Below are 11,586 nucleotides of genomic sequence, written 5' to 3'. Positions count from 1 at the left end.
CAAAAAAATAAGTCTGTAAGCTGTTTTCCTTGCTTACAAACTTATTATACGAGGGAGGAGAAGGAGTATGGAAAATATAGGAATGTTGCTTCAGGGCTTTGAAACCCTGTTTACCTTTCAAAATGTAGGAGCAGCTCTTTTAGGAGCATTTCTGGGTTTGATTGTAGGAGCGATGCCTGGAATTGGAAGTCTCGCAGGTGTAGCACTTCTGCTTCCGCTAACCTACAAATTTAATCCAACGACAGCGATTATTATGCTGGGAGCTTTGTACTATTCTAATATGTATGGCGGAGCTTTCAGTGCAATTCTTTTAAATATACCTGGTGATTCACCGGCGGTTTGTACTGCACTGGATGGCTATCCAATGGCATCCAAGAGAAAACGTCCGGGTCAGGCATTATTTACGGCTAATATGGCATCCTTTATTGGAGGAACGATTGGTATTATTATCCTGACCTTTACTGGTCCGGCGTTAGCTGACCTTGGTCTTAAATTTGGACCATCGGAGATGACGGCACTTCTTCTGATTGCGATGACATCAATTAGCTGGCTGGTAGGAGAAAATCCTACAAAGGGTGTTATTATTACGATGCTAGGTATTCTTTTAGCAAGTATAGGTATGGATACTTTATCGGGAGCACCAAGATATGATTTTGGAAATATGTATCTGTTGGGAGGAATTCCATTTACACCGTTTATTATTGGAGCTGTTGGCTTTTCTCAGGTAATAAAGCTGGTTATGGAACGAAACCAGACGGTAAATACAGAGGATCAGATGAAGCTTACCATTCGTGGAAGTCTTTTGACAAAGCATGACTTTAAGAGACTTCTGCCACCGTCCATCCGCTCTGGAATTATGGGAACCTTTATTGGAGTTCTTCCGGGAGCTGGAGCAACGACGGGAGCCTTTATGGGCTATGCAGTACAAAAGAAATTTAAGAATGAAGATGAGATGGGAACCGGAGCAATTGAAGGTATTGCAGCCAGTGAAGCAGCAAATAATGCAGCGGCTGCAGGAGCTTTCGCACCACTGCTTGCATTGGGAATTCCGGGAAGTGGAACCGGAGCGGTTTTGCTGGGTGGTCTCATGATGTGGGGATTAAATCCGGGACCTTTGCTTTTTACGAATGAGCCGGAGTTTACCTGGGGCTTGATAGCATCCTTATTCTTGTCGAATATTCTTACTTTGATTGTAGCGATTGGAGTCATTCCATTTTTGCTTAAGATATTATCTGTACCGGTAAAATATATGATACCAATTATTACAACGGTATGCGTTGTGGGCTCTTACAGCTCCAGCTATTCCATGTATGGAGTGCTTATAATGTTCTTGGCCGGTATTTTGGGATATCTTCTTACTAAGAATGATTATCCAACGGCACCAATGCTTTTGTCCTTTGTATTGGCAAAGCTTTTGGAGTCAAATATGAGAAAGGCCTTTATTATCTCAGGAGGAAGCTTAAGCATCTTCTTTGCAAGGCCGATTACCTGTGTGCTTATGATAGTGTTCCTTGGATTTATCGCGACGCCGATACTCAAGACACTTTATAAGAAAATAAAAACATCAAAAACAAATTAACAAAACGGGGGTTTATGCGATGATGAAGAAAAAAATTATGGTGGCAATGGCAGCAGTACTTACAGTATCTACTTTATTAACTGGCTGCGGAAGCAAGGAAGCAGGAAACGAGACTTTTGTACCAAAGGATACGATTAATTGGACAGTTACCAGCAGCCCGGGTGGTGGAAGTGACATCTATACCAGAATGATTTCTGATATTATGACCAAGGAAGGATTGGTAAATGATCAGAATATCGTTGTTACAAACAAGACTGACGGAAGTGGTGAAATCGGAAGAAATGAAGTTGCTAACACAAAGGGTGACAAGGCTGATTATACACTGTTGACCTTTAACAGTGGAGACTTAATGCCAATGGTAAAAAATACAAATAATCGTTCTTCTAATTTTAAGATTATTGCAGTTATGGCGGTAGATAAACAGCTGATTTTTAAAGGTGAAAGCACAAAGTATAATGACTTTGCAGAGGCAATTGAAGCAGCAAAAAATGGTACAAAGATTGTAATTGGCGGTTCTAAGGGTGATGATATTGCAACCTACGAGGCTATGCTGGAGGAAATCGGTATTGGCGAGGATGTTATGTCTTATATTACCTATGATTCTACCGGAGATGCGATTACAGCAGCCTTAGGAGGACATGTAGAGTTTGTTATTTCAAAGCCGGCAGCAGCTTCTGAATATGTAGAGGCAGGATCTTTAATTCCAGTACTTGCTCTGGCAAATGAAAGATATGGTGGAAATCTGGCGGATGCTCCAACCTTAAGTGAAATTGGTGATTATGAAAACATAGAGGTTCCTGTATGGAGAGGTGTAGCTGCTCCTGCCGAGATGAGTGATGCAGCTGTTGCTTACTGGAGTGAGGTTCTTGGTAAGGTAGCTGAAACTGATACCTGGAAAAATGACTATTTAGACAAGAACAAGCTGATTGCAAACTATATGACAGCAGAAGAAGCAACAAAATATGTAACTCAGTACGAAAAAGAGTTTATGGAAGCAAACGGAATACAGTAACAGATGTCAGAGGGGCACTTTCTGAAGGAATCCTGCACAACTGGTTCCAGCAGGTGGTGCCCCTTGGAACAGGGAGGACTTATGAAATTATGTTATCAGGTGGCGACACCGGATGTCGCTGTAGCAGATTCAGTAACGGCTTATCAGGGAAGCCTTGAAAAAAGCTTTTCTGATCTGGCTAAGCTTGGTTATGATGGCGTAGAACTAATGACACTGAACCCGGGAAAGCTTGATTGGGAGCAGGTGAAATCAGAAGCACAAAAAAACGGACTTTCCATTGCCCTTGTCTGCACAGGAGAAATTTTTGGACAGCTGGGGTTAAGCTATACGCACCCGGATGAAAGAATCAGAAGAGAGGCTATTGAAAGAAGCAAGGAAATTATAGATTTTGCAGGTTTTTTAGGTGCAAATATCAACATTGGAAGAGTAAGAGGACAGTACTGTAAAGAGCTGTCGAAGGAAGAGACTGAGGCTCTGGCCGTAGAGGCTTTTGCAGAGCTTTCTGACTATGCGGCACCAAAGAGTGTAAAAATTGCACTGGAAACAGTGACAATTATGCAGACTAATTTCATTAACACCCTGGAAGAAGGTAAAAAAATAGTAGACCGGGTGAATCGGGAAAATTTCCGGTTGATGATGGATGTTTTTCATTTAAACCTAGAAGAAAAGGATATTTACAATGCAATTAGGGAATACAGCCCATATAATATTCATGTTCATCTGGCTGATAACAACCGGAGATATCCGGGACAGTGTGGGCTGGATTTTAAAAAGATTCTTTCAACCTTTAAAGAGTGTGGCTATGATGGTAATTTCTGTACAGAAATATTTCAGATTCCAAGTATGGAAGAAGCAGCAAAGGGTGCAATCAAGCACTTACGGCCGATTCTTGATGAGGTCTATGGAGGGAGAAAATGAAGTGTATTGCATTGATTCATACGGTAAAAGGACTTGCAAATTCCTTTGAGGGAATGCTCAGAAAAGAAATAGAGGAAGAAATTAAGGTTCAGAATTTGTGGGATGATTTTCTGGCAGACAATCCCAATGAAATAGGGGAATTTACGATAGAAAACCGTTGCCGACTTTTGATGGATATGAAAACCCAGGAAATGACAGGGGCGGATATGATTGTTACAACATGCTCTACCTTGACACCGGTGGTAGAGATGATACGACCATTTATGAAAATACCGGTAATTGCCATTGATGACGCGATGGCAAAGAAAGCAGCTGTTTCTGGTGAAAAAATTATGGTTCTGGCAACAGCAGAGAGTACAGTAGAACCAACTGTTTCTAAGATACAGACAGAGGCACAGAGGGCAGAAAGGAAAATACAGATAGAGCACCGTGTCTGTATGGAGGCTTTCCGGGCAATGAAGCAGATGGATATGGAAAGACATGACAGGCTTTTGAAGGAAATGGCAGGGGCACTTTCGGGTTATGACTGCATTGTACTGGCACAGGCTTCTATGTCACATCTGGAAAAAGAAATTAGGGATATTACCGGAATAGAGACCCTTTCCAGCCCAAGATTGTGTATGGAGGAAATAAAAAAGAAGTTGGAGGAGATAAATTATGACAGATGAAAGAAAACTTGAGCTTGAAAAGCAGTGTCTTAATTTTAGAAGAGAACTGATTGATCTGCTTCATAGCATTCAGACGGGGCACCCAGGCGGCTCCCTGTCTTCTGTAGAAATTATGACCAGTCTCTATTTTGAGCTTATGAATATAGATCCAGGAAACCCGGAAATGGAAGGAAGAGACCGATTTATTCTTTCTAAGGGTCATGCAGCACCAATGCTGTATCTGGTTTTGGCAGAAAAAGGGTTTTTCCCAAAAGAGGAGTTAAAGAGCCTAAGACAGATAAATTCCATGCTGCAGGGACATCCATGCGTACATAAAACACCAGGAGTAGAGCTTTCTACAGGTCCGCTGGGACTTGGACTTTCTGCTGGACTTGGTATGGCTTTAAGTGAGAGAATGAAGGGAAGTAAGGCATACACCTATGTATTGATGGGTGATGGTGAAATCCAGGAGGGAGCTGTATGGGAGGCTGCCATGTCAGCATCAAAGTTTAAGGCAGACCATTTGATTGGAATCCTGGACAATAACGGAGTGCAGTTAGATGGTACTCTGGAGGAAATTATGCCGATGGGCGACTTGAAGGCAAAATGGGAGTCCTTTGGCTGGAGAGTGCTTTCCTGTGATGGACATGATGTAGAAGACTTCTGCCAGACGGTAGCAGAGGCAAAAAAGACAGAGGGACAGCCGGTGATTATTATTGCGAAGACAGTAAAGGGAAAAGGCATTTCCTTTATGGAGGGAAAAAATACCTGGCATGGAAAAGCAATTAATGATGAGGAGTATAAAAAAGCAAAGGAAGAATTGGGAGGTGAAGAATAATGGCAGAGAAAATAGCAATCAGAGATGCCTATGGAGAAGCATTAAAGGAGTTGGGAACTGTAAACTCAAAGGTAGTAGGACTTGAAGCAGACGTTGCTTCTTCGACCAAAAGCAGTATTTTTGGAAAAGCTTTTCCGGACAGATATTTTAATGTGGGAATCAGTGAAATTAATATGGTATCTATGGCAGCAGGTTTTGCAAGAGAAGGGTTTATTCCTTTTGTAAATACCTTTGCTGTATTTATGACAACCAGAGGGGCAGACCCGATTCAGAGCCTTATTGCTTATGACAAATTAAATGTAAAGCTTGCTGGAACCTATTGTGGACTTTCTGATTCCTATGATGGTGCCAGTCATCAGGCAATTACTGACCTTGCCTTTGTACGTTCTATCCCGGGAGTGACCGTAGTAACAGTAGCGGATGCAGTAGAGACAAAAAAGGCAGTATTTGCGGCAGCAGAGTATGAAGGACCGGTTTATTTAAGGCTGAGCCGTGCAGCAGCTCCGGTTTACTATAAAGAGGATATGGAATTCCAGATTGGAAAGGGAATTTTGGTAAAGGAAGGCTCAGATGTAACGATTATCACAACAGGAACGGTTCTTCATAAAGCTTTGGAAGCAGCCGATATTCTGGATAAGGAAGGAATATCCGCAACGGTTGTTGATATGCATACGATAAAACCGATTGACGAGGAACTGATTAAAGACTGTGCGAAAAAGACAGGAGCTATTGTTACCGTAGAAGAGCATAGTGTTTATGGAGGACTTGGAAGTGCGGTGGCTGAAGTGCTTTGTCAGAACTGTCCGGTGCCAATGGAGCAGATCGGAGCAACTGATTTTGCGGAATCTGGCGATTATGAGCAGCTTCTTGAAAAATATGGTTACAGTGGTTCTGCAATTGCAGAGAAATGTAAAAAAGTAATTACAAGAAAGAATGGAGGAAATTAATTATGAAGGACCCGATTCAAAAATATTTTCAGGTAGGAACCATACAGTGGATGACGCATCCACCGGTAAATTATCCATTGCTGGAATCTGTAAAGATTATCTGCAGTGATGAGTATTTTGGTGCTATTGAGGTAACCCGTATAGATGATGAGGAAGCAAGGGAAAAGGTAAAGAAAATGCTGAGGCAGTCCCATCTGAAGGTATGTTATGGGGCACAGCCAAGACTTTTAGGACCTGGTTTGAATCCAAATCATCTTGATGAGGAGGAGCGTAAGAAAGCAGAAAAAGTTCTGATTGAGGCAATTGATGATGCTGAAGACATGGGAGCGAAAGGAATCGCTTTCCTGGCAGGTAAATGGGAGGAAGCCACAAAGGATTTAGCTTATCAGCAGCTGTTAAAGACGACCCGTGCGGTATGTGATTATGCGGCAAAGAAGAATATGATGGTAGAGATGGAGGTCTTTGACTATGATATGGATAAGGCTGTCTTAATTGGACCGGCTCCTTATGCAGCAGAATTTGCAGCAGACGTCAGAAAGACTAACAATAATTTTGGGCTGATGGTAGACCTGTCTCATTTCCCAACCACCTATGAGACTTCAAAGTTTGTTATCCAGACACTACGTCCATATATTACACACTTCCATATTGGTAATGCAGTAGTAAAGGAAGGCTGTGAGGCATATGGAGACATGCATCCAAGATTTGGCTTCCCAAATAGTTCCAATGATGTTGCAGAGCTTTTAGACTTCTTTACTGTATTAAAGGAAGAGGGCTTCTTTAATAAAGAAAATCCATATGTGCTCTCTCTGGAGGTAAAGCCATGGGGCGACGAGGATGGAGATATTATTCTCGCAAATACTAAGAGAGTAATTAATCGTGCATGGGCACTGCTAGAGGATTAAAATAAAAGAAAGGAAAGAATACCAATATGAAAATTGTAATTTTAGATGGATATACCGAAAATCCGGGAGATTTAAGCTGGGAAGGCTTTGAAAGGCTGGGAGAGCTTACTGTATATGACAGAACTCCGGCAGATAAGATTGTTGAGAGAATGAAGGGAGCTGAAATTGTATATACAAATAAGACTCCAATCAGCAGGGAAACAATAGCACAGTGTCCGGAGCTTAAATTTATTGGCGTACTGGCAACCGGCTATAATGTAATTGATACCGCTGCAGCAAAGGAAGCGGGTGTGGTAGTTTCCAATATTCCAACCTATGGAACGGATGCCGTAGGACAATATGTAATTGCACTTCTTTTAGAGCTGTGCCATCATGTAGGTGAGCATTCTGACTGTGTAAAGAAGGGAGACTGGACCAATAATCAGGATTGGTGCTTCTGGAATTATCCATTAGTAGAGCTTGCCGGTAAGACAATGGGAATTATTGGATTTGGAAGAATTGGACAGAGAGCAGCGAAAAATGCAGAGGCTCTTGGAATGAAGATTCTGGCCTATGATGAATATCAGAATAAGGAGTTGGAGACAGAAAACTGCAGATATGCAAGTCTGGATGAGCTGCTTGCAAATTCCGACATAATTTCTCTGCACTGTCCGTTGTTCCCATCTACAGAGGGAATTATTAACAAGGAAACCATTGCAAAGATGAAGGATGGTGTTAAGATTATTAATACCTCCAGAGGTCCGCTGATTGTGGAACAGGATCTGGCAGATGCCTTAAACAGTGGAAAAGTAAGTGGAGCAGCGGTTGACGTTGTGTCTACAGAGCCAATTAAGATGGATAATCCGCTGCTTACAGCAAAGAACATGATTATTACACCACACATTGCCTGGGCTCCAAAGGAATCCAGACAGCGTCTTATGAATATTGCCGTTGATAATCTGGAAAAATTCTTAGACGGAGCACCACAAAATGTGGTAAATAAATAGTTTTCCTGTGTACTCAACTATGATATACTTGATATTGTAGTTGAGTACATTTTTTCAGGAGGGAAAAATGGTTAAAATACGGATGTTTATTCCTTACATGAATATGAAGGAGCGGTTTGAAGAGGTTATTTCAAGGGTGCCGAGACCAGAGGATGTCGAGGTTGAGATGGTGCATGTTTTTGGAACCCCGGAATCTCTCGACCAATATGGAGATGCAGAAATCATGGTAGCCCGGGGGATGACCTATGATAAGCTGAAGGGGCTGTTTCCGGAAAAGCATATGGTTGAAATACAGCTTACCAGCTTTGACATCCTGGAGGCTTTGGTAGAAGCAAAGAACAAATTTGCACCGAAAAAAATAGCACTTTGTATCCGCTATATGGATGAGGCTGCGATAAAGGCTATGGAGCAGTTGACAGGAGCTGAAATTACTTATTATGAAATTCAGGATGAGGCATCTACTCAGGAAGCGATTTATCAGGCGAAGAAAAATGGGACGGATGTTTATGTAGGGGCAGGAACAATGTGTGGTCTCTGCGATAAGGAGGGGCTTAACAGAGTTCATATACATACGAAGGACGGTGCAATTGAAATAGCTCTGAGTGCAGCAATAGATGCGGCGAGGACTATTAACATGGAAAGAACCAGAGCTAAAATAACAAGAACCATATTAAATACCAGTAAGGATGCTGTTATAGCGATAAATGAAAAGGGCAGAATTATGGCGGCAAATAATCAGACTTACCGTTTGTTTCAGATTCCTTCCCAGGAGGTTTTGGAGGGACAGCCGGCAGAAAAGGTATGCCCCGATTTTTGCTGGCAGGAGGCTATCTCGGGCAATAGCAGGACTGAGCTTTTAAAGATTGGAGGAAAACAGTGCTTTGTTGATTTTAAGCCGTTGGTTGCGGATAAGATGGATCGTGGAACGATTATAACGATCAGCAGTACAGAGCAGATTATCGAAGCAGAGACGAAAATCCGACGGAGCTTAAGTGAAAAGGGCCTGACAGCCAAATATTCCTTTGAAGATATTATAGGCTCCTCTGATGCGATAAAGGACAATATTATGATGGCAAAGCGGTACAGCAGGGTAGATTCTAATGTCTTGATTGTAGGTGAAACAGGAACTGGAAAGGAGCTGTTTGCCCATAGTATTCATCGTGCCAGCAGAAGAAGTGCCGAGCCCTTTGTGGCTTTAAATTGTGCAGCATTGCCGGAAAATCTTTTGGAGAGTGAGCTGTTTGGTTATGAGGCCGGAGCATTTTCAGGAGCATCAAAGGGTGGAAAAATCGGTTTATTTGAGCTGGCCCATAAGGGAACTATTTTTTTAGATGAAATAGGGGAAATACCTATTACACTTCAAGCAAAGCTTCTGCGTGTTCTTCAGGAAAAGGAGATACGCAGAATTGGAAGTGACAGAGTCCAGCCAATTGATGTAAGAGTCATTTCTGCAACGAATATTAATATTGAGGAGCAGATAAAGGAAGGAAAATTCCGTGCAGATTTGTATTACCGGCTAAACCTTCTGGATATTGTAATTCCGCCGCTTAGAGAGCGAAAAGGGGACATCCGGGAAATGGTGGACTTTTATCTAACCCGATTTGCCTGTGAAATGGGCAAACCGATACCAAGACTTTCCCAAAAGGCAGTGCAGCTTTTATCTGAATATGACTGGCCTGGTAATGTCAGAGAGCTTCGCAATATATGTGAAAGACTTACGGTACTCAATGATATGGATGAAATTGATGAAGCTGAGATACGGCAGCTGAAAATTTTCCGACAGAGCAGGCCAGAAGACTGTAAACAGGACAACCTGCAGGAGCTTTATGGACAGGTGGGCCCTAAGAAAAAGAAACAGGATATTGCAAAGGAGCTGGGGGTAAGCAGAACCACACTGTGGCGGATGACAAAGAAAAAAGAGGAAAATAAATAGAAAAAGAAGCTGTACACAAATTTGTGACAGCTTCTTTTTGCTAACAATTTATTTATTTCTGTGGGCCGGCAGCTACTAAAGCCTTGCCAAGCTCATTACCTTCGTATTTTGCAAAGTTCTTAATGAAGCGTCCAGCTAAATCCTGAGCCTTAGCTTCCCATTCGGAAGCATCTGCATAGGTATCACGAGGATCCAGAATATTAGAATCTACACCTGGAAGCTCGGTAGGTACTTCAAAGTTAAAGTGTGGAATTGTCTTAGTAGGTGCATTGTTGATGTCACCATTTAAAATAGCATCAATAATACCACGGGTATCCTTGATAGAGATACGCTTTCCTGTACCATTCCAGCCGGTGTTAACCAGATATGCCTTTGCACCGCTCTCCTTCATCTTCCGAACCAGCTCTTCAGCATACTTTGTAGGATGCAGCTCTAAGAAGGCCTGGCCGAAGCAAGCAGAGAAGGTAGGTGTAGGCTCTGTAATACCACGCTCAGTTCCTGCAAGCTTAGCAGTAAAGCCAGACAGGAAGTAATACTCTGTCTGCTCTGGAGTCAGAACAGATACCGGAGGAAGAACGCCAAAGGCATCTGCAGACAGGAAAATAACATTCTTTGCTGCTGGAGCAGAAGAAACCGGACGGACAATATTATCAATATGATTGATAGGATAAGATACACGGGTGTTTTCGGTTACGCTCTTATCTGTAAAATCAATCTTGCCATCCTTATCCAGAGTAACATTTTCAAGAAGGGCATTGCGGCGGATTGCATTGTAGATATCCGGCTCAGATTCCTTGTCAAGGTCAATAACCTTAGCATAGCAGCCACCCTCGAAGTTGAATACGCCATTATCATCCCAGCCATGCTCATCATCACCAATTAAAAGACGCTTAGGGTCTGTTGAAAGGGTAGTCTTACCGGTACCGGAAAGACCGAAGAAAATAGCGGTATTCTCGCCGTTCATATCGGTATTTGCAGAACAGTGCATGGAAGCGATGTTCTTTAAAGGCAGGTAATAGTTCATCATAGAGAACATACCCTTCTTCATTTCTCCGCCATACCAGGTATTGATAATAACCTGCTCACGGCTTGTAATATTAAATATAACAGCAGTCTCAGAGTTCAGACCTAATTCCTTATAATTTTCTACCTTTGCTTTAGAGGCGTTATAAACAACAAAATCAGGCTTAAAGTCCTTAAGCTCTTCTTCTGTTGGGGTAATAAACATATTTTTTACAAAATGTGCCTGCCATGCAACTTCAACGATAAAGCGGATTGCCATACGGGAATCCTTATTTGCACCGCAGAAAGCATCTACTACATACAGCTTTTTGTTAGAAAGCTCATTTAGAGCGATTTTCTTTAATTCCTGCCAGGTTTCCTGAGAAGCAGGATGGTTATCATTCTTGTACTCATCAGAGGTCCACCATACAGTATCCTTAGAATTGTCATCCATTACAATGAATTTGTCCTTTGGGGAGCGGCCTGTATAGATACCGGTCATTACGTTGACTGCACCAAGCTCGCTTACCTGCCCCTTTTCGAAGCCTTCTAGCTCTGGCTTTGTCTCTTCTGTGAATAAAAATTCATAAGAAGGGTTGTGTACAATTTCTGTGGTTCCTGTAATTCCATACTGAGTTAAATCAATCTTCATCATTTTACACTTACCTCTTTTCTTTCATAGTGCTTGTAATATGTCCAACTTTCGCCTTTTACATTATACAGTATAAGGAAAAAAAATGCAATCCTGATTTGTGAAAACTCAGCGTTGAGGAACAAAATTATATAACTTTACTAAGTCAACGCATATCACCTTTTATT

10 protein-coding genes are annotated in these 11,586 nt (G+C 42.0%); 9 read left to right on the top strand and 1 reads right to left on the bottom strand.

All coding sequences use genetic code 11. The features are described 5' to 3' along the window. The first annotated feature begins 67 nt into the window (after positions 1-67). The 9 genes from ASU35_RS17050 (at position 68) to ASU35_RS17010 (ending at position 9,765) form a co-directional block, all read left to right on the top strand. Positions 68-1,579, top strand: coding sequence for a tripartite tricarboxylate transporter permease (locus ASU35_RS17050; RefSeq protein ID WP_058354173.1), 1,512 nt, complete (start codon positions 68-70; stop codon positions 1,577-1,579). A 19-nt stretch (positions 1,580-1,598) separates the two neighbouring features. Then, complete coding sequence (locus ASU35_RS17045; protein WP_058354172.1) at positions 1,599-2,591, top strand: Bug family tripartite tricarboxylate transporter substrate binding protein; 993 nt, start codon at positions 1,599-1,601, stop codon at positions 2,589-2,591. An 81-nt stretch (positions 2,592-2,672) separates the two neighbouring features. Further along, positions 2,673-3,509, top strand: coding sequence for a sugar phosphate isomerase/epimerase family protein (locus ASU35_RS17040; protein WP_058354174.1), 837 nt, complete (start codon positions 2,673-2,675; stop codon positions 3,507-3,509). After that, a complete protein-coding gene (locus ASU35_RS17035) occupies positions 3,506-4,177 on the top strand; it encodes an aspartate/glutamate racemase family protein (RefSeq protein ID WP_058354171.1) in 672 nt (223 codons plus the stop codon). The genes ASU35_RS17040 and ASU35_RS17035 overlap by 4 nt, the downstream gene beginning before the upstream one ends. Beyond that, entirely contained in the window at positions 4,167-4,994 is an 828-nt protein-coding gene (locus ASU35_RS17030; protein WP_058354170.1) for a transketolase, read from the top strand. Before ASU35_RS17035 ends, ASU35_RS17030 begins: the two co-directional genes overlap by 11 nt. Beyond that, entirely contained in the window at positions 4,994-5,941 is a 948-nt protein-coding gene (locus ASU35_RS17025) for a transketolase family protein (protein WP_058354169.1), read from the top strand. The genes ASU35_RS17030 and ASU35_RS17025 overlap by 1 nt, the downstream gene beginning before the upstream one ends. Positions 5,942-5,943: 2 nt before the next feature. After that, positions 5,944-6,846, top strand: a complete 903-nt coding sequence (locus ASU35_RS17020) for a sugar phosphate isomerase/epimerase family protein (protein WP_058354168.1) — start codon at positions 5,944-5,946, stop codon at positions 6,844-6,846. Between the two features lie 26 nt (positions 6,847-6,872). After that, the gene (locus tag ASU35_RS17015) at positions 6,873-7,832 is read left to right on the top strand and encodes a D-2-hydroxyacid dehydrogenase (RefSeq protein WP_058354167.1); all 960 of its coding nucleotides are present in this window, start codon (positions 6,873-6,875) and stop codon (positions 7,830-7,832) included. A 67-nt stretch (positions 7,833-7,899) separates the two neighbouring features. After that, positions 7,900-9,765, top strand: coding sequence for a sigma 54-interacting transcriptional regulator (locus tag ASU35_RS17010; protein ID WP_058354166.1), 1,866 nt, complete (start codon positions 7,900-7,902; stop codon positions 9,763-9,765). A gap of 52 nt (positions 9,766-9,817) precedes the next feature. Here the strand turns inward: ASU35_RS17010 and pckA are convergent, their stop codons facing one another. Beyond that, on the bottom strand, positions 9,818-11,422 hold the full coding sequence (pckA, locus tag ASU35_RS17005; protein ID WP_058354165.1) for a phosphoenolpyruvate carboxykinase (ATP): 1,605 nt from the start codon (positions 11,420-11,422) through the stop codon (positions 9,818-9,820). Positions 11,423-11,586: the final 164 nt, after the last annotated feature.

The sequence above is a fragment of the Acetivibrio ethanolgignens genome (assembly GCF_001461035.1).
In the GTDB taxonomy this organism is placed as follows: domain Bacteria; phylum Bacillota; class Clostridia; order Lachnospirales; family Lachnospiraceae; genus Velocimicrobium; species Velocimicrobium ethanolgignens.
Note: the sequence above shows the minus strand (reverse complement) of the source record. Positions and strands in the feature narration are given on the sequence as shown.

Excerpts from the sequence above, each read along its gene's own strand:
- ASU35_RS17050 (WP_058354173.1), top strand. The coding sequence starts at position 68 with ATGGAAAATATAGGAATGTTGCTTCAGGGCTTTGAAACCCTGTTTACC.
- ASU35_RS17045 (WP_058354172.1), top strand. The coding sequence starts at position 1,599 with ATGATGAAGAAAAAAATTATGGTGGCAATGGCAGCAGTACTTACAGTA.
- ASU35_RS17040 (WP_058354174.1), top strand. The coding sequence starts at position 2,673 with ATGAAATTATGTTATCAGGTGGCGACACCGGATGTCGCTGTAGCAGAT.
- ASU35_RS17035 (WP_058354171.1), top strand. The coding sequence starts at position 3,506 with ATGAAGTGTATTGCATTGATTCATACGGTAAAAGGACTTGCAAATTCC.
- ASU35_RS17030 (WP_058354170.1), top strand. The coding sequence starts at position 4,167 with ATGACAGATGAAAGAAAACTTGAGCTTGAAAAGCAGTGTCTTAATTTT.
- ASU35_RS17025 (WP_058354169.1), top strand. The coding sequence starts at position 4,994 with ATGGCAGAGAAAATAGCAATCAGAGATGCCTATGGAGAAGCATTAAAG.
- ASU35_RS17020 (WP_058354168.1), top strand. The coding sequence starts at position 5,944 with ATGAAGGACCCGATTCAAAAATATTTTCAGGTAGGAACCATACAGTGG.
- ASU35_RS17015 (WP_058354167.1), top strand. The coding sequence starts at position 6,873 with ATGAAAATTGTAATTTTAGATGGATATACCGAAAATCCGGGAGATTTA.
- ASU35_RS17010 (WP_058354166.1), top strand. The coding sequence starts at position 7,900 with ATGGTTAAAATACGGATGTTTATTCCTTACATGAATATGAAGGAGCGG.
- pckA (WP_058354165.1), bottom strand. The coding sequence starts at position 11,422 with ATGATGAAGATTGATTTAACTCAGTATGGAATTACAGGAACCACAGAA.